This window comes from Bacillus sp. FF-1 (assembly GCF_028548245.1).
Taxonomy (GTDB): domain Bacteria; phylum Bacillota; class Bacilli; order Bacillales; family Bacillaceae_G; genus Bacillus_A; species Bacillus_A paranthracis.
This window is the reverse complement of record NZ_JAQQGG010000015.1, coordinates 1-18,734: the sequence shown is the minus strand read 5'-3', so window position 1 is coordinate 18,734 and position 18,734 is coordinate 1. Positions and strand designations below refer to the sequence as shown.

The 18,734-nt window shown below is 35.7% G+C and carries 22 protein-coding genes and 2 rRNA genes; 1 reads left to right on the top strand and 23 read right to left on the bottom strand.

Annotated elements, in window-relative coordinates; translation table 11 throughout:
* Positions 1-12 precede the first annotated feature (12 nt).
* The 12 genes from glmU to metG form a co-directional block, all read right to left on the bottom strand.
* Positions 13-1,392 (bottom strand): bifunctional UDP-N-acetylglucosamine diphosphorylase/glucosamine-1-phosphate N-acetyltransferase GlmU, encoded by a 1,380-nt coding sequence (gene glmU, locus PQF83_RS27395; protein ID WP_000071036.1) that lies wholly within the window; start codon positions 1,390-1,392, stop codon positions 13-15.
* A 324-nt stretch (positions 1,393-1,716) separates the two neighbouring features.
* Positions 1,717-2,010, bottom strand: a complete 294-nt coding sequence (spoVG, locus tag PQF83_RS27390; RefSeq protein ID WP_000454041.1) for a septation regulator SpoVG — start codon at positions 2,008-2,010, stop codon at positions 1,717-1,719.
* Positions 2,011-2,162: 152 nt separating this feature from the next.
* A complete protein-coding gene (locus PQF83_RS27385; RefSeq protein ID WP_000869808.1) occupies positions 2,163-2,537 on the bottom strand; it encodes a RidA family protein in 375 nt (124 codons plus the stop codon).
* A gap of 122 nt (positions 2,538-2,659) precedes the next feature.
* Positions 2,660-3,508 (bottom strand): pur operon repressor, encoded by an 849-nt coding sequence (gene purR / locus PQF83_RS27380; protein WP_000702473.1) that lies wholly within the window; start codon positions 3,506-3,508, stop codon positions 2,660-2,662.
* Positions 3,509-3,562: 54 nt separating this feature from the next.
* A complete protein-coding gene (gene ispE / locus PQF83_RS27375) occupies positions 3,563-4,432 on the bottom strand; it encodes a 4-(cytidine 5'-diphospho)-2-C-methyl-D-erythritol kinase (RefSeq protein ID WP_000772094.1) in 870 nt (289 codons plus the stop codon).
* Between the two features lie 196 nt (positions 4,433-4,628).
* Positions 4,629-4,808 carry an acid-soluble spore protein SspF gene (gene sspF / locus PQF83_RS27370; RefSeq protein WP_001985066.1) on the bottom strand — a complete coding sequence of 60 codons (180 nt, stop codon included), beginning with the start codon at positions 4,806-4,808 and terminating at the stop codon, positions 4,629-4,631.
* Positions 4,809-4,899: 91 nt separating this feature from the next.
* Entirely contained in the window at positions 4,900-5,160 is a 261-nt protein-coding gene (gene veg, locus PQF83_RS27365; protein ID WP_000044349.1) for a biofilm formation stimulator Veg, read from the bottom strand.
* Positions 5,161-5,398: 238 nt separating this feature from the next.
* Positions 5,399-6,262 (bottom strand): sporulation peptidase YabG, encoded by an 864-nt coding sequence (gene yabG / locus PQF83_RS27360; RefSeq protein WP_001173738.1) that lies wholly within the window; start codon positions 6,260-6,262, stop codon positions 5,399-5,401.
* Between the two features lie 110 nt (positions 6,263-6,372).
* Complete coding sequence (gene rsmA, locus PQF83_RS27355; protein WP_000651552.1) at positions 6,373-7,251, bottom strand: 16S rRNA (adenine(1518)-N(6)/adenine(1519)-N(6))-dimethyltransferase RsmA; 879 nt, start codon at positions 7,249-7,251, stop codon at positions 6,373-6,375.
* Positions 7,248-7,805, bottom strand: coding sequence for a ribonuclease M5 (gene rnmV, locus PQF83_RS27350; protein WP_000692832.1), 558 nt, complete (start codon positions 7,803-7,805; stop codon positions 7,248-7,250). The genes rsmA and rnmV overlap by 4 nt, the downstream gene beginning before the upstream one ends.
* 216 nt (positions 7,806-8,021) lie before the next feature.
* A complete protein-coding gene (locus PQF83_RS27345) occupies positions 8,022-8,789 on the bottom strand; it encodes a TatD family hydrolase (protein WP_000895831.1) in 768 nt (255 codons plus the stop codon).
* 166 nt (positions 8,790-8,955) lie between these two features.
* Positions 8,956-10,938 carry a methionine--tRNA ligase gene (gene metG, locus PQF83_RS27340; RefSeq protein ID WP_000159679.1) on the bottom strand — a complete coding sequence of 661 codons (1,983 nt, stop codon included), beginning with the start codon at positions 10,936-10,938 and terminating at the stop codon, positions 8,956-8,958.
* Positions 10,939-11,455: 517 nt separating this feature from the next.
* Between metG and PQF83_RS27335 the strand changes: the two genes are divergently transcribed.
* Positions 11,456-11,740, top strand: coding sequence for an AbrB/MazE/SpoVT family DNA-binding domain-containing protein (locus PQF83_RS27335; RefSeq protein ID WP_000843036.1), 285 nt, complete (start codon positions 11,456-11,458; stop codon positions 11,738-11,740).
* Between the two features lie 20 nt (positions 11,741-11,760).
* On the opposite strand, the gene rsmI is transcribed toward PQF83_RS27335, so the two are convergent.
* The 11 genes from rsmI to PQF83_RS27280 all read right to left on the bottom strand — a co-directional run.
* Positions 11,761-12,636: a 16S rRNA (cytidine(1402)-2'-O)-methyltransferase gene (rsmI, locus tag PQF83_RS27330; protein ID WP_000267827.1), complete on the bottom strand. Its 876-nt coding sequence runs from the start codon at positions 12,634-12,636 to the stop codon at positions 11,761-11,763.
* Complete coding sequence (locus tag PQF83_RS27325; protein WP_000414340.1) at positions 12,605-12,895, bottom strand: GIY-YIG nuclease family protein; 291 nt, start codon at positions 12,893-12,895, stop codon at positions 12,605-12,607. Before PQF83_RS27325 ends, rsmI begins: the two co-directional genes overlap by 32 nt.
* Entirely contained in the window at positions 12,882-13,622 is a 741-nt protein-coding gene (locus PQF83_RS27320) for a tRNA1(Val) (adenine(37)-N6)-methyltransferase (protein WP_001055351.1), read from the bottom strand. The genes PQF83_RS27325 and PQF83_RS27320 overlap by 14 nt, the downstream gene beginning before the upstream one ends.
* 120 nt (positions 13,623-13,742) lie before the next feature.
* The gene (gene yabA, locus PQF83_RS27315; RefSeq protein ID WP_000412054.1) at positions 13,743-14,093 is read right to left on the bottom strand and encodes a DNA replication initiation control protein YabA; all 351 of its coding nucleotides are present in this window, start codon (positions 14,091-14,093) and stop codon (positions 13,743-13,745) included.
* Between the two features lie 14 nt (positions 14,094-14,107).
* Positions 14,108-14,935 (bottom strand): PSP1 domain-containing protein, encoded by an 828-nt coding sequence (locus PQF83_RS27310; protein ID WP_000272429.1) that lies wholly within the window; start codon positions 14,933-14,935, stop codon positions 14,108-14,110.
* A 5-nt stretch (positions 14,936-14,940) separates the two neighbouring features.
* Positions 14,941-15,924 (bottom strand): DNA polymerase III subunit delta', encoded by a 984-nt coding sequence (gene holB, locus PQF83_RS27305; RefSeq protein WP_000978583.1) that lies wholly within the window; start codon positions 15,922-15,924, stop codon positions 14,941-14,943.
* A gap of 35 nt (positions 15,925-15,959) precedes the next feature.
* Positions 15,960-16,586: a dTMP kinase gene (gene tmk / locus PQF83_RS27300; protein ID WP_000677232.1), complete on the bottom strand. Its 627-nt coding sequence runs from the start codon at positions 16,584-16,586 to the stop codon at positions 15,960-15,962.
* 1 nt (position 16,587) lies between these two features.
* Positions 16,588-18,009: an aminotransferase class I/II-fold pyridoxal phosphate-dependent enzyme gene (locus PQF83_RS27295; RefSeq protein ID WP_001075268.1), complete on the bottom strand. Its 1,422-nt coding sequence runs from the start codon at positions 18,007-18,009 to the stop codon at positions 16,588-16,590.
* Positions 18,010-18,081: 72 nt separating this feature from the next.
* The gene (locus PQF83_RS27290) at positions 18,082-18,261 is read right to left on the bottom strand and encodes a sigma factor G inhibitor Gin (protein ID WP_000842028.1); all 180 of its coding nucleotides are present in this window, start codon (positions 18,259-18,261) and stop codon (positions 18,082-18,084) included.
* A gap of 190 nt (positions 18,262-18,451) precedes the next feature.
* Positions 18,452-18,567, bottom strand: a 5S ribosomal RNA gene (gene rrf, locus PQF83_RS27285).
* Positions 18,568-18,615: 48 nt separating this feature from the next.
* Positions 18,616-18,734 (bottom strand): 23S ribosomal RNA (locus PQF83_RS27280); the annotation flags it as partial.

Genomic DNA, 18,734 nt, shown 5'->3' with positions numbered 1-18,734 from the left:
TAACCCTCCACATTATGATTTTTTCTTATTCAGCAATTGATCAACATAGTCTTCTTTGTTAACTTGACGTGCACGTGCTACAGACAATGCTTTTGATGGAACATTCTCTGTAATTGTAGAGCCTGCTGCCACATAAGCACCGTCTTCAACTGTTACAGGAGCAACAAGGTTTGAATTACATCCAATAAATACCCCGTTACCAATCACAGTTTTGAATTTATTCTTACCGTCATAGTTCACCGTAATTGAACCACAACCAAGATTCACGTCTTCTCCAACTTGTGCATCCCCGATATAACTTAAGTGTGAAGCTTTACTTCTATTACCAAAAACAGTTTTTTTGATTTCCACGAAGTTTCCAACGCGTACTTCATCTCCAATAACTGAATCTGGGCGAATATGTGCAAATGGGCCAACCGATACTTCTGTACCAAGCTTACTATCATGTACAGTAGATTGACGAATTGTCGTACGATCTCCAATTTCACTATCGCGAATTACTGTATGCGGTCCAATCTCACAATCAGAACCAATTACAGTGTTCCCCTCAATAATTGTTCCTGGATGAAGAACTGTATCACTACCGATAATTGCATCAGCAGAAATATACGTGTTACTTGGATCAATAATAGTAACACCATTTACCATGTTCTTTCGGTTGATACGGTTTTTCATAATAATTTCCGCTTGCGATAGAGCGACTCTGTCGTTAACACCTAACGTTTCATCGAAGTGCTCTGTTTGATAAGCTGATACAATATGACCTTCATTTTTTAAAATTTCAATAACATCTGGCAGGTAATATTCACCTTGTACGTTATCATTTGAAACTTTAGAAAGTGAAGCGAATAAAGCTTTATTATCAAAACAATACGTACCTGTATTGATTTCTTTAATAGCTAATTCTTTCTCATTTGCATCCTTATGCTCAACAATCTTTTCAACATGACCATTCTCATTACGAACGATACGACCATATCCAGCAGGTTCTTCTATGTAAGCTGTTAATACCGTTGCCATTGCCCCTGCTTCTTTATGTTGCTGAAGTAATGCTTCCATCGTTTCAGCAGTTATTAGCGGTGTATCACCACAAATAACTAAAGTTGTTCCTTCTTCGTTTGCAAGTACACTTGCAGCTTGATCTACAGCATGCGCTGTACCAAGTTGTTCTGCTTGTAATGCAAACTCACTTACGTTTCCTAGCTGTTCTTGTACCATTTCAGCACCATGTCCTACGACTGTTACAAGTTTCTGCAATCCTAATTGAGATACTTGATCGACAACATGTTGTACCATAGGTTTTCCACATACAGGATGAAGCACCTTGTATAGCTTAGACTTCATACGTGTGCCTTTACCTGCCGCTAGAATCACTGCAAATCTGTTTGACATATAGACCCTCCATCGCAACCTATTTATCCATTAACGATATTATCCTAAATCATCATATATTTCAAGAAACACATTTTAACTATTAAATTTTACCATAATTCTTATAAGATGTTTTACTCTTTAGTATCTTTTTTAAGAAATAAGCTATACTATTTAAAATGATTTTGAAAAAATTAGAAGTTCCCCTCTTTATTTTATTTAATTCGGAATTTTCTAAACGATATATATATATATAAACACAAAAAAACAAACCCCTGTAAATGCTTACAGGAGTTTGTTGCAAAATTATAGGGCTTCCTTTAAAAAGCCCTTTTCATTCGAATTTTACGAAGCACCCGCTTCTTCAAACTCAACCTCTTCTAACTCGCCTAAACGATGATACTCTGTTAAAACCGCATCTTGAATTTTAGAGCGTGTACCAGAATTAATTGGATGTGCAATGTCACGGAATTCTCCATCTGGAGTACGTTTACTTGGCATTGCTACAAATAATCCATTATTACCATCAATTACACGAATATCATGAACAACAAATTCATGGTCTAGAGTAATAGAGGCAATTGCTCTCATGCGGCCTTCTGTGTTTACGCGGCGTAATCTTACGTCAGTCACTTCCATCTTGTGTTCACCACCCTTTTCTAAATAAGCGATATATTTGTATAAATTCCACAAAATTTCTATTTTCCCTTTAATTTTTTAAAAATTTTTAAGATAAAAATTTTTAGTGTAATTGAATATAGAGATTAGTGGAGGTTATCGCTTACAAAGAATTACTTAACTAGGGCAATTACTTCAATTTCAACTGAAACATCTTTCGGTAATTTTGCTACTTGTACGCAAGAACGAGCTGGCTTATGAGCAGAGAAATAAGATCCATATACTTCATTAACAGCATTAAAATCATCCATGTCTTTTAAGAATACTGTTGTTTTTACTACCGTATCAAATGAAGCACCTGCTTCTTCTAATACTGCTTGTAAATTTTGAAATACTTGCTCTGTTTGTACTGTTACGTCTCCTGCTACAAGCTCTCCACTTGCAGTCAACGGAATTTGTCCTGAACTGTAAAACATATTATTTACAATAATCCCTTGTGAATATGGTCCAATCGCTTGTGGTGCATTGTTTGTTTGAACAACTTTCATACTTTTCACCCTTTTATTATTTATTTTTACTCTTTAAAAATAGTGCACGAAAAGCAGTTTGTCCATCTATTTTATAACTTATAAATAGAATAAAAAAAGATAAAGCTATTTGCTTTACCTTTTTACTCAGCCTCTACAAGCCCTTCATCAAATGGTGCCAGTGAATAATTTCCCTTTTCCACTTGAATTGCTTTTTCTTTCACATCAACTTCCGATAGACGAATTAATGATACAAAATTATTAATTAGTCTTTCTTCAATATCCGTAGACTCTACTAATACACCAATACCAACAACATTAGCTTTAAACTCTTCTAACATACTCATCATACCTTGAATGGTTCCGCCAGCTTTCATGAAGTCATCAATAATTAAAACATTGGATCCTTCTGGAAGGCTACGCTTCGCTAACGTCATTGTTTGAATTCGCTTAGAAGAACCTGATACATAGTTAATACTAACAGTGGGGCCTTCTGTTACCTTATTATCTTTTCTTGCAATCACTACCGGTACATCTAAGTAGTTCGCCACTGCATATGCAAGTGGGATCCCCTTCGTTGCCACCGTCATAACTGCATCAATTGGTTGCCTAGCAAAAACAGAAGCAAACAAACGACCTGCGCCATTAATATGACGAGGATTACTTAAAAGATCTGTCATATATAAGTAACCACCAGGCAAAATACGATCTGGATTTTCAAATAAGCTACACAGCTCACCAATAATTAAATCTGCCTCTTCTTCACTTATATATGGTATATATTTCACTCCTCCTGCTGCTCCTGGTATCGTTTGCAATGTGCCGACCCCTTGTTGTTCAAACGTTTGCTTAATAATAACTAAATCTTCACTAATAGAAGACTTAGCTGATTGATACCTTTCAGCAAAAAAAGTGAGAGAAACTAGCTGACGAGGGTTTTGTAACAAATAATAAGTCATATCGACCAATCTTGTACTTCGTCTAATTTTCATACTCTCACCTCAAATCACGAATATTCTAAACAAATCATAACGTATTATACGTCTTTATTCAAGCGTTTCTCGCTCTCCTAATAAACGTACTGCGTATACTTGTTCACAAAATCCTTTTAATCCGTTATATATACGATGCATTCGCGAATCATGGTGCACAAGACCGAATACAGTTGGACCACTACCACTCATTAATACGGCATCTGCTCCAAATCGCTTCATCTGTGCCTTAATACGTGCAACTTCAGGATGCATCGCAAACGTTACATCTTCTAAAACGTTACCGACAGTATCACAAATCCCTTTGTAGTCTCCAGCATTTATGACATCCACCATTTTATCTACATTTGGATGTGTAACTCGATTTAACTTTAAATTTCCATACACATCAGCAGTAGATACACCAATATGGGGTTTTGCTAAAATAACCCAACAAGAAGGTGGAGTTTTTATGTGCTCAATCTGCTCCCCTCTTCCAGTGGCAATTGCTGTCCCACCATATACGCAAAACGATACGTCTGACCCAATTTCTGCGCCAAGCTCTGCTAACTGATCAATTGTAAGCCCTAAATTCCATAATTTATTAAGACCACGTAATGTCGCTGCTGCATCACTACTTCCACCCGCTAATCCAGCTGCTACTGGAATCGTTTTTTCAATAGTAATAGATACACCTTTTTTCACATTAAACTTCTCTTTTAATAATTTCGCTGCTTGATAAGCCAGATTTCTTTGGTCGTCTGGGACATACCGATTATGGGATAAAATTTCAATACGGTCTTCTGCTAATTCCATTAGTTCTAAACGATCCGCTAAATCAATTGTTGTCATAATCATTTTCACTTCATGATATCCGTCTTGTCTTTTTCCCAGTACATCTAACGACAGATTAATCTTTGCTGGTGCTTTCACTAGTAGCTTCAATCTATTCACCCACTCTATGTACTCAATCTTTTATCGTTTATTTTACCATAAATTTATAGTAAGACGATGACACTTCCCTAATTATAACGAAAAGCATTCAGAATGAAACTACTTATGTAAAATGATGGCACCTTTTATAGTACAAAAAGCCGAGGAATCACTCCTCGGCTACCGTAGCATAGAAAGTATCTTACAACTACTGGTTTTGTTTCATTAATTGCTGTTCTGCAATTTCTATAGCACGTTTCACCATGTTACCAGCATCTTTCGCACGAATTCCGCCCCATCCTTCTTTCTGAACAACATCATAAAAGCCCAACTCTTTTGCAAGCTCTTCTTTAAATTGATTCGACATGACACCTCTTCGTCTACTCAATGCAGAGTCCCTCCTTATTTTGCTACGGTATCATTAGTATGCAAAATAATATAGCTTTTCATTTGTGGGAATATATGTAACGATACATGAATTATAAAATCACTTCATTATGAGGTTCACCATAAAATGTTAACTCTACTGTCTCTGTTAAAACATCCGCATAACTATACGATACACGTTGTAACGCATCTTCTTGTTGATCCAGTTGTACAACAAAAACAGAACGGTACGTTTCTGCAAGTACACCCGATTGTTCTACAGTTTTTCTTCTCCCACTGTTCGCCTTTAACATCAGTCTCTGTCCAAGATGGTGATCTAATTCGCTTTTAATTTCATCTAAACGTTTTGACATATACTTCGTTACACCTCGCTGTAATTTAGATTGAACACTTAAAACACGATATATCTATCCCAATTATTAACCGCAACTCACAGACAATATCATTATAAAAGCATCATGCGTTCGAATAGATAGAAGAAATACTATATTGTAAAAGTATCATTATGTAGTCTGTGCGTTCTTGTCTCTTTTTATCCAAACTGATTTAAATCCTCTCCAAATAAAAAAGCAAGATACATATGTACCTTGCTTATTCTTCATAATGTTGAAAAGGTAATCCAGTTCGTAAAATCCCCCTCGTCTCAATCCCGCCAAGCCCCTTTTCACCAGTAATCGTATTACGTACAACATCCCATACATTAACCCTTTCCATAAATGACGTAAAACTAATTTTGCCAACCACATATACAGGATCTAGTGCGTGAATATTAATTCTAGATGGGGAACTAGCAAAATTAGCACCTGCTCGGATTAATGCTTCAAAGTGTGATTGACATGCCCCAGCAAAAATAACGAGTTGATCCAATGATGGATATTTTTTTCGCACTTCTCGAACAGCCTGTACAAAATGCCTTGAATGCCTATAGGCTGCTAAATCTCCCTTTACGCCTTTTGATTTTGTATACGCATCGTGCCCTGTAATAACTAAAATGTCCGGACGAAAATGATCTATTAAATCTACTACCTTTTCATGCATCTCCGTTTCTTTACAATGAATACCTTGTACAGGAACACCAATTTTATTATATAAATCTAGGCACTTGCGCAAATATAACGGGTCTCCATCTATATGCAAGACACGCCCTGGCATTTGAAAATAATTCACTTCACTTGTATATCCACCAGTTGAAGTGTGTTCATGCCTTTGTTTCATTAATACGTAATCTTGTTGAAACAAACGATACGTCCGCTCCATTGTTTCTTTCTCACGCTTTGCTCTCTTTTTATGTTCTCGTTGATCTATACTAATTAAATCTTCAAGTGGCGCATCTGCCACTAATCTAATTTCCTCTCCAAACAATATAGCTATCTCGCCTTTTATTTCTATAATACGAAAAAGGATATCCCTATTATGAGAATATCGTTCCACTAATTCTCCAACATGTAAAGCCATTCTCCTACCTCCAAACTCGTTAGGCCATCTTACCTGTTTTTAAAGTATGAATTTAGGAGGAGAAAGGTGACAAAAGGGACAGTTCAAATTGAACTGTCCCTTTTGTACCCTTATGATAACTTATGAAGAACTAATGCATTACTTAATGTCGCAAACTCTTCGATAGATAGCGTTTCGCCTCTTCGTTTTGGATCAATTCCTACTTCTGTTAAAATCCGATCCAACAGCTCTTTATCTTTCGGGAAACCATTTAAATTATTTGATAAATTATTCATTAAAGTTTTACGACGCTGTGCAAAACTTGCTCGTACTACTTCAAAGAAGAATGTCTCATCTGTTACCTCTACCACTGGTTTAGGACGCTTTAGGAGGCGAATAATTGCAGAATCAACATTCGGTTGTGGCACAAACACTGTACGCGGTACAGTCATAACTGTTTCTACCTCTGTATAATACTGAATAGCAATGGATAAAGAGCCATACTCTTTCGTTCCAGGCTTAGCCGCTAAACGATCCCCAACTTCTTTTTGCATCATAACAACGAATCCACGAACCGGTAATTTCTCTTCCAGCAATTTAAATAAAATTGGCGTCGTAATATAGTATGGTAAGTTAGCTACTACCATTACATCTTGCCCTTCTTCAAATTGCTCACTAAACACCTCATGTACATCTGCCTTTAGTACATCTTTATTGATAACAGTAACGTTGCCATATGGAGCTAACGTCTCATCTAAAATCGGTAATAACCTTTGATCAATTTCAAAAGCCACTACTTTTTTAGCACGCTTCGCTAATTGTTCTGTTAATGCACCGATACCTGGTCCAATTTCAATTGCACCACTTTCTGAACCAATTTCAGCGTGATCAACGATACGATTTAATACATTCGTATCAATTAAAAAATTTTGTCCTAAACTTTTTTTGAATGAAAATCCATACTTTTCAACAATATCTTTCGTACGATTTGGCGTTGCGATATCCTTCATTTTCTTTCCTCCTGTATGACTTGCTTATAAGCTTCTGCAAATGATTCTTTTGAAACTTGAAACATTTGTAAACGTTTATGTAACTGTTTTGCGTTTGTATAACCAATCTTTAATAGCTTACCCATTCTTTCTCTGCGACTCTTTGCCATTTCTCCGCCCACTAAACCTGCATCGACTAAATCGCTCCAACTGATTTCACTTGTGTAAGCTTCCATTTCTTCATGTATATTCCCTAAAGCACGGCGAATTGATTCATTAGAAGCATGTTCAATCCCGACACCTTTTTTCCTCTTAGCAAGTGCTTCTTCCTTCGGTAAAAAAGCATGTTTACATCCAGGCACCTTGTCAGAAATAATTTTTCGAATACGCTCTCCAGGATAATCCGGATCTGTGAAAATAATAACGCCTCGTTTTTGCAGCGCTAATTTTACTTGTTCAATAACATGATCACCGATTGCTGAACCGTTCGTTTCAATTGTATCCGCATCAACAGCACGCTTAATCGCGACTGTATCATCTTTACCTTCTACAACGATAATCTCTTTAATTTTCATGCTTGCCTCCACACTCGTTTCGTCTCTACTTAGTAAAACAAAAAAATGACGACTTTTCCATTATTATTTTCCCCATTGTTACATTTTAAAAAATAGAATGTCCAAAACTTTGTTCTCTCTCCTTATTGTAACACTTACTCATTCACCCTCGTTTTCTCTACCACTTCTACTATTCTGTTTCTCAAAAAATAAAAAGAATGGGCTCCCCCATTCTTTTTATTCGACACCAAATAAAGCTTTTGCATTCTTAGTTGTTACTTCCGCTACCTCTTCATAAGAAATTCCTTTTAAGTTCGCAATTTCTTCTGCTACGAGTTTTACATAACTTGGTTCATTTCGTTTCCCGCGAAATGGATGCGGTGTTAAATACGGACAATCCGTCTCTATTAATAATTTCTCTAATGGAATCTCCGTAGCAACTTCTTTCGGTTTCTTAGCGTTTTTAAATGTAACTGGTCCACCTAACGAAATTAAAAAGTTCATATCAACACATCGCTCTGCTACCTCTACGCTACCGCTAAAGCAATGCATAATACCTCCTACTTCAGCTGCATTCTCTTCTTCTAGAATATCAACAATATCTTGAGTTGCATCGCGGTTATGTATAATAATCGGTAATTTTACTTTTTTCGCTAATGCAATTTGTTTACGGAATACTTCTTTCTGTATTTCTTTTGGAGACTTATCCCAGTGATAATCTAAGCCCATTTCTCCAAGTGCAACGACTTTAGGATGAGAAGCAAGTTCTTCTAACCAAGCTAAATGCTCTTCTGTCATGTCGATTGCATCAACTGGATGCCATCCAACCGCGGCATAAATAAAATCATAGGCTTCAGCTAATTCAATCGCCTTTTTTATCGTTACTTCATCAAAACCAACAACAACTGTATAAGTAACCCCCGCTTCTTTCATTCGGGCAATAACTTCTTGTAAGTCTTCTTCAAATTGCTCTGCATTCAAATGTGAATGTGTATCAAACAACATAATACATAACTCCTTTTATATTGAAATCAAATTTATTCTACGCAAATAAGCTCTTTTATAACTTAACGATAACAATACTACAATCTTAATGCAAAAATTGAGAGTGTAAAAAGAAAAAAGACGCTTCACACATGTTACACGTGAAACATCTCTTTTCTTGTCTTAATTACTTAATTTTTGTACCATTCGGTAGATTTTGGTCAATAGATGCTAATGACAATACGCCATTCTCTTCACCCGCTAAAATCATACCTTGCGATAATTCACCGCGTAATTTTACAGGTTTTAAATTTGTTACACAAATAACCTTTTTACCTTTTAGGTCTTCTGGCGAATAGAATTTTGCAATTCCAGAAACAACTTGACGCTTTTCTGTACCTAAGTCTAGTTGAATTTTTAACAACTTGTCTGCTTTTTTCACAGGTTCCGCAGATAGAACTTCAGCTACACGCAATTCTACTTTAAAGAAATCATCAATTGTAATTTCTTCTGCCTTCGGTTCTTCTTCTTTTTTCTCTTCTACTTTAGGAGCAGAGGCTTTCATTTGTTCTTTAATGTACGCCACTTCCACGTCCATTTCTAAACGAGGGAAAATTGGTTGTCCTTTTTCTACTTTTGTTCCAGCTGGAATACAGCCGATTGTAGATAGGCTTCCCCAAGATATATGTGCTTCATCAGTAAGGCCAAGCTGAGCAAACATTTTGCTTGGTGCTACTGTTAAGAATGGCATAAGCATAATACCCGTTTGACGAAGTACTTCTGCTAAGTGAGCCATTACAGAGGCTAACTTTTCGCGATCATTCTCATCTTTCGCTAATACCCACGGTTGTGTTTCGTCAATATATTTATTCGTACGGCTAACCAATTGCCAAATTGAGCTTAGAGCTACAGAGAATTCCATATTCTCCATTGCTTCTTCCACTTTTTTCAATGTATCTTTCGCAAATGTTACTAAAGTTTCATCAAATTCCGTTACATTTTCTTTAAATGCAGGGATTTCTCCGTTAAAGTACTTATCAATCATAGCTACTGTACGATTTAATAAGTTACCTAAGTCATTTGCTAAATCGAAATTAATACGCTCCACAAATCCTTCTGGTGTGAATACGCCATCAGATCCAAATGGAACTTCACGAAGTAAGTAATAACGTAATGCATCTAATCCGTAACGATCAATTAATGTAACTGGATCTACTACATTTCCTTTTGACTTACTCATCTTTCCATCCTTCATTAAAATCCAACCGTGAGCAAAGACTTTTTTCGGAAGAGGTAAATCTAATGCCATTAAAATGATTGGCCAATAAATCGTATGGAAACGAACGATTTCTTTTCCAACTAAATGCACATCTGCTGGCCAGAACTTCTTATACATCTCTTCATTTTCTGTTCCATAACCTAATGCTGTAATGTAGTTAGATAATGCGTCAACCCATACGTAAATAACGTGTTTCGGATTACCTGGAACACGAACTCCCCAGTCAAATGAAGTACGGGAAACTGCTAAATCTTCCAATCCTGGTTTAATAAAGTTATTAATCATTTCATTCTTACGAGACTCTGGCTGAATGAAATGTGGATTCTCTTCATAGAACTTTAATAGTCTGTCAACATATTTACCCATTCTAAAGAAATATGATTCTTCACGAACAAGTTCTACATCATGACCACTGTCCGGACTTTTTCCCCCAACTACTTTGTCACCTTCCATAATTGGATCTACTAATTGATGCTCTGTATAGAATGTCTCATCTTGTACAGAATACCAACCTTCATATTCATCAAGATAAATATCACCTTGATCTACTAGTTGCTTGAAGATTTTTTCGACAACATCTTTATGACGATCTTCCGTTGTACGGATAAAGTCATCATAGGAGATATCCATCTTCTCCCAAAGTTCTTTAATTCCTGCAACGATGTTATCCACATATGCTTGTGGTGTAACATTTAATTCTTCTGCTTTCTTTTGGATCTTCTGTCCATGCTCATCAGTTCCTGTTAAATAATGAACATTATATCCTTGCATACGCTTATATCGTGCCATCGCATCTCCTGCTACTGTTGTATAAGCATGTCCAATGTGTAATTTTCCACTTGGATAATAAATTGGGGTAGTAATATAAAAGGATTTGTTTTCCTTTGTCATTGTTTTGGACCTCCCGGATAACCTCATATGTATTTATAAATAGTATATCAAAAACTTATATATAAAGTGAAACTTTAATCTGTGAGGGTCTTGTTCATTCCCACGGATTATCAACCCACACCAATCGGACTTTTACGAGCAATCCGACTTCCACTTAACTTCTTTGGCCCAGCCGAATTTAAAATTTAGAATCTTACTACTCGTTAATGCAGGATAAAAACAAGTTCATATTTTTATATTTATCATCTATTACTCATATTTCAAGAAAATATACAGTCATTACCTATAATTTCTTGATTTTTCCGAAAATAAAGTGAAATAATAGTAGAAATTACTCAAACTCTATTATATATAAGAAGTAAGAAATCTATAAATCTTTTTAAAAAATATAGAATTAAAGAATTGACGGAAATGTAAATGATTGGTATCATATGTCCATAGGGTATTTTGTCGAAAAATGACGAATCTAAAAATAGACTCGAAACTTATAAACTATTTCTTTAGGAGGAAAAGAATTATGAAATCTACTGGTATCGTTCGTAAAGTTGATGAATTAGGTCGTGTAGTAATTCCGATCGAATTACGCCGTACTTTAGGTATTGCAGAAAAGGATGCTCTTGAAATCTATGTTGATGACGAGAAAATCATCTTAAAAAAATATAAGCCAAACATGACTTGCCAAGTAACTGGTGAAGTATCTGATGGTAACCTATCTTTAGCTGAAGGTAAAATTATCTTAAGCAAAGAAGGCGCTGAGCAAATCTTAAACGAGCTTCAAGATTATATCGAAACAGCAAAATAAGCTTCTCAATTATGAGAAGCTTATTTTTTATCGACATGATAGATTTGATATACATCGCGTTTCGACAAATCTCGATCTTTAGCGACTGTTTTTATCGCCGCTTTTGAATTCATACCTTTTTCGTTTATATAATGTTCAATATGATTATATACTGAAATAGATTCCCACCATTGTTCTTCTGGAGCAGGTTCTTCCGTTGAACCAGCTACTAAAATACAAAACTCACCACGAACTTCATTTTGTTTCGTCCACTCAATTGCTTCTTCAACTGTTCCTCGAATAAATTCCTCGAATTTTTTCGTTAACTCTCGGCATAATACGATTTCTCTATTTCCCAATACTTCTTGCATCGAGATTAAAGTATCATCCAGGCGGTGAGGCGCTTCATAAAACATCATTGTAGTTTGTATGTAACGAAGCTTCTCTAACTCCATTTTTCTTTCTTTTTTATTTCTTTGTAAAAACCCATAGAAATAAAACTGTTTTGTTTCAAGTCCTGATGCAATTAATGCTGTAAGGGCTGCATTTGCCCCAGGAAGCGGGATTACATGATATTGCTCAGCTACTGCCTCGACAACAATATCATAGCCTGGATCGGAAATACACGGCATACCAGCGTCACTAACAAGTGCTATAGTCTTTCCTTCATCTAACTTCTCTAATATTTTCTTTCCACTTACTTCTTTATTATGCTCGTGGTAACTCATAACAGGCGTTTCAATTTCAAAATAATTACAAAGTTTTTTCGTTTGTCTCGTATCTTCAGCAGCAATTAAATCCGCTTCTTTTAAAATTCGGATTGCACGAAATGTCATATCTTCTAAATTTCCAATAGGAGTTGGTACTAAATATAAAACTCCCTTTTCACTTTGTTGAAAGCTTTTTTGTTGCCACATAGCGTTCTCCTTTTTGCATATATTCTTCTTTTTGTTTTCTATTTAATTGCTTAAAATAATACTCTGCTTGCATAGCTGTACGCTTATCTTCATGAAATTCTACGTATTTTAAAGCAACAGGAAGTCTAGCACGCGTATACTTAGCCCCTTTTCCGCTATTATGGGTCTCAATCCGCTTCTCTATATGATTTGTATATCCAGCATAGTAACTTCCATCAGAGCACTCCACTACATAAAAACAATGCTTATTCTTCTCCATATAAAATCGAGCGAATCTCCTTTGTATATTCATTATTTTCTTCATATACAAAAAGAGGTGGCAATATTTTCAAATCTGCGTTTCCGTCCTTAATTCCTTCAATTAACAATGTATTCGCTTCTTTCCCTGCCTTAGGATAAACAAATCGTACACGCTTCGGTTCAATTTTGTATTTACGCATTAATGTAACAATATCTAATAAACGACCTGGACGATGTACAAATGCTACTTTCCCGCCTTGCTTTACTAGCTGACTACTTGCAGATACAACATCCTCTAGTGTACACATAATTTCATGACGAGCTATCGCTAAATGTTCATTCATATTTTTTTCAGAAGTTGCAGGTGTTTGGAAATAAGGCGGATTACATGTGACAACATCATATTGATGACGCCCAAGTTTCTCCGGCATATCTTTCAAATCCCCGTGTATTAAGTGAATTCTTTCTTCCAACTTATTGTATTGGACACTTCTTATTCCCATATCATATAAGCGTTCTTGAATTTCTACACCAGTAATATTCCCTTTCGTCCTTGTACTTAATAGAAGGGGCACAACTGCATTACCTGTACACAAATCAAGTAAATTACCTTTTTGAATTGGCACCCAAGCAAAGTCTGCAAGTAAAACAGCATCTAACGAGAAATTAAATACTGATGGGCTTTGTATAATCTTCAAATCTTGTGCTAATAAGTAATCTAAACGTTCATCTTCATATAAATTCATATGTTGCTCCTTTTCTTACACTTAACCTACCCTATTTCATCTTCTACTAATAAAAAACATATTCGATTCTACTCTCATGTATAAAAAATTACCTTTCCAATTATTATTGGAAAGGTAATTTCACTTTTTATTTAAAAATGACAGGCAGAATAAACAATCTCCCTCTTTACGTACACTTCCATAATGCAGATTACAAATATGAAAACCTTCTTGATATAGTCTTGCTAAATTATCGTAGCCTTCACCAATATCTGTCTTCGGCTTCACTTCTTTACGTTTTTGAGCTTTTTGTTTTTCTTTAATCTGTACTTCTTCAAAGCGGTGTCGCAAATTTTCATTTTCCATTTTTATATGTTGGTTTTCTTCCAGTAACTCTGCAAGATGTTGTTTTAATTCTCCCAACTGTTTGTATAAATGTCCAATTTGCTCTTCCATACTAGAAACCGATGCAAAAATATCTTTTTTCTCCACAAGCACCCACCTCATTAATCTGTGGTTTGACTCGAAACGACCCCTTTATTCACTAACTCATCTAACGTATATTCTACTATCCGTTCCTTGTCTACTAGTTCCACTTGAATTAATCTTTCTAAAATATTTAATCCGATAACACGGCCAGTACCATGCGGGGTTTGTATACGTTGATCTAAATCAGGAAGTTGTTCCTTTGCTGCCTCATATTCATCGTTCTCATATTTTAAGCAACACATTAAGCGACCACATAAACCAGAGATTTTTGCAGGATTTAATGATAAATTTTGATCCTTTGCCATCTTAATGGATACAGGTTCAAAATCCCCTAAAAAAGTAGAACAACAAAGCATACGACCACATGGACCAATACCACCAAGCATTTTCGCTTCATCACGAACACCGATTTGTCTTAGTTCAATTCTTGTCCTAAAAATTGCTGCTAAGTCCTTCACTAGTTCGCGAAAATCAATCCGACCATCCGCAGTAAAGTAGAAAATAATTTTATTGCGATCGAACGTATACTCTACATCTACAAGTTTCATATCAAGATTATGTTCTACTACCTTTTGCTGACAAACTTGATATGCTTCTTTTGCAGCATGTTTGTTCTCTTCAACAATGGTACGATCGTTTTCATTTGCAATGCGAATAACCTTTTTTAGTGGTAATACAACGTCGTTTTCATCAACTTGCTTTTTGGTAATAACTACTTTTCCGTATTCAATACCTCTTACCGTTTCTACAATTACAAACTCATTTTCAGAGATATCGAACTGATTCGGATCAAAGTAATACACCTTTCCGGCCTTCTTAAAGCGAACACCTACTACATCATACAAAACGGTCATCCCTCCTGCAACCGCAACACTAACTGTTCGAACACAAGCTGCGCATTTACATTAGCGTTGATTCTATTTTTTGCCTCTAATATATTAAAGAGAGCTGATACAATGCGCTTCTGAGCGTAGGAGAAAGATTCAAACATCTCTTTCTGCTCATGAAAAACAAGACGATCTTCTTCTCCAAGTTGAACATATAATAAATCCTTATAAATAAGGAGTAACATATCTAAACCTTGCTGTAATTGCTCTTTCTCTCTAAAGTGTTTTCCCCATTTTTCTTGTACAAAAAAAATAGAGGTTTTATCTTTTTCGAGCGCTTCACATAATTTTATCACTAAAGCTCGTGCTTGTGCAAACCATTCATCACTACATAAAGCTAAAGCTTCATCAAAACTATTCGTAAGTTGTGCAGCAAGTGTTGATAAAGATGCCGTAATACCTTCATCCTGTAATCTTCTAATTAAAGATTCCGTAGGTAACGGTCTAAATGTAACAACTTGACAGCGAGATAAAATCGTATTTAAAATTTGATGACTTTGTTCAGTAAGTAGAATAGCTGTTGTATCACTACTTGGTTCTTCTAAAAATTTCAACAGTGTATTCGCTGCGTTTGCCGTCATACGGTCTGCGTGCTCAATAACATATACTTTTTTATTTGCTTCTAATCCTGTTTTGGAAAACTCTTCTTGTAAATCATGAATTTGCTGCTTCTTAATAGATAATCCGTCTGGTTTTACAATATGTAAGTTTGGGTGGTTACCTGAATCAATTCGCTTACAATTTGTACATACATGACAAGGTTCTACCCCATTCCGCTGAGAACAGAGGAAACTCTTTGCCATTTGAATTGCTGTCGCAAACTTTCCCGTCCCTTTCCCTCCCTCTAACAAGTAAGCGTGGGATATACGCTCTTTTGCGATGCTATTCATCAACATTTTTACACCGATGGGTTGTATAGCAGAAAGCTGCTCCCACGTCTTCATCATAATGCATACCTCACTTATTTCATTCTTTCCTTCTATTATAACAATTTATCTTCTATAACCTGAATAACTTCTTCTATAAGTTTTTCCATTGGTTGATCAGCATTTACCAATACAATACGATCCGAGAAACGTTCTACAACTTGTAAATACCCTTCACGCACACGTTTATGGAAAGAGATATCTTCCATATCTAACCGATTCACTTCACGTCCTGCATCTTTTGCAATTCGAGCTAAGCCAACCTCTGGCTCAATATCTAAGTAAATTGTTAAACTAGGCATACAGTCCTCTGTTGCGAAACGATTTATTTCAAATACTTTATCCATACCTAATCCTCTTGCATATCCTTGATATGCTAAAGAGCTATCTATAAAACGATCACATAATACAAGGTAATCCTTATTAAGTGCCGGCATAACTTTTTCTACTAAATGCTGTCTACGTGCAGCAGCATATAACAACGCCTCTGTACGTGCTTCCATCATCGTATATTCTTGTTTATGCAAAATCGTTCTAATCTCCTCAGAAATTGCAATACCACCTGGTTCTCTCGTCGCCATTACCTTTTGTTCCTTTTGTTCAAAGTATGGCAATAAACCTTGAATTAGCGTTGTTTTACCCGAACCTTCTGGACCTTCAATTGTTACAAATAATCCCTTCATTCTAAAACCTACTTTCTATATCATACACTTTCATATATTTCGTGCTGCCTTGAAAACGAGCGCCAGCTTTCTCTAAATGCATAATTTGCTCTTTATGTTCTGAAGTAATTCTTTCCCCATACATAATCAATGGAATACCAGGTGGATACGGAATTACCATTTCTGCTGCTACCATCCCAACTGCTTCTTCTACAGATACTACTTTTGTTTCGTATTCTTCCAATTGTTTATATGTATACGGTAAAGGAGAAATTTCCCCTTTATAAGTATAACGAATAGATTCCGTCTTGTCTTTCACCTCATAATATTGCAATGCCACTCGGATCATCTCTATAGCCTTCATATATGTCTTATTTACTTGCAAAGGCAAAATAAATAAGACATTATATGGATCTGCCATTTCTGTATATATACCAACCTTTTCAAATAAAGACTGTAATTCGTATCCTGATAATTGACAACGCGTCTGTACGGTAACTTTTAGCTCGTCTTGTAATGGATATTGTAAAATAGCTATTTGTGGAATAGCACTCAATTCTTCTTTAAATTCCCGTAAAAACTCGACAATTTCATCATGTCCCTTTTCTTTTATACGCGCTATCGTAAAGCGTGCAATATCAAGAGAAGTCATAATTGGATACGATGGACTACTAGATTGTAGCATACTTAAATAAGTAGAAACTTTTTCTTCTTTCACTAAGCGACTATTTATATGTAAATAGGATCCCATCGTCATTGCGGGTAATGTTTTATGCGCAGAATGAACTACAATGTCTGCACCATATGCTAACGCTGACTTTGGAAATGCCCCGCCTAAACAAAAATGAGCTCCATGTGCTTCATCTACTAACACAGGAATTTTATGTGCATGTGCATAAGCGATGCTTGCCTCTAAATCCATACCCATACCATAATAATTAGGATGCGTTAAAATGAGTGCTTTCGCATTCGGATATTTTTCAATTGCTTCCTTAATAATCTCATCATGAATTCCCACTGGTACGTTATAAGCCTCATCAATCCATGGATCTAAAAAAATAGGATTTGCTCCCGCTAACTTTAAACCATTAATAATGGATTTATGACAATTTCTTTGTACAAGAACAATATCATGTTCCCCACAACAAGACAAAATCATTGCTAGATTCCCGACTGTTGAGCCATTAATTAAAAAATAACTTTTGTTCACTCCATATACATCAGCTAATAATTGTTGTGCCTCATCTATACATTCAAACGGACTATGTAAATCATCTAATCCTGACAACTCAGTTACATCGATAGATAGTATATCTTTAAACTCTCCTACCGCCTCCTGAGGGAAGTTTAAACCATTTTTATGACCTGGGACATGAAAGGATAACGGCCTTCTTTCTTTAAACTCTATTAATGCTTCATATAAAGGTATGCGATTTTGATTCATCTATATCTCTTCCTTATTATTTCATTCTTTATCTATTATACAGAACAAAAAAAATAATAGGCATATGCCTATTTAAAAATATGATACTTCTAATTTCCGAAGCTGTTTTAAATAATATATATACTTCGGATCATTTGTTTCCGTATTCACCATGTCCTTTTCACATTCATAACATATTAAATTATTATAAACATATATCCCTTCTTTTCTTTCTGTCTCACAAACAATACAAACTTCGTTTTGTGATTTCATATCTTTCCCTCCCTATTTAAATGGACATATTTTATACTTCTATTCCTTAACAATTTACAGAAAAATATACATCAATCTCTTATATAATATGATTCATCCTTGGGCAACGTGTTTGTATTACCATTACTTCTTTTTGCATACTGTTTGAAAACACAAAAAAACACAAGTCAAAAGACTTGTGTTTTTAGTTGCTTGGCGACGTCCTACTCTCACAGGGACAAGGTCCCAACTACCATCGGCGCTAGAGAGCTTAACTTCCGTGTTCGGTATGGGAACGGGTGTGACCTCTCTGCCATCATCACCAAACTATGAAGGCATATTCCTTCAAAACTAGATAACATTGCTACATATTATATGGTTAAGTCCTCGATCTATTAGTATTCGTCAGCTCCACATGTCACCATGCTTCCACCTCGAACCTATCAACCTGATCATCTTTCAGGGATCTTACTAGCTTACGCTATGGGAAATCT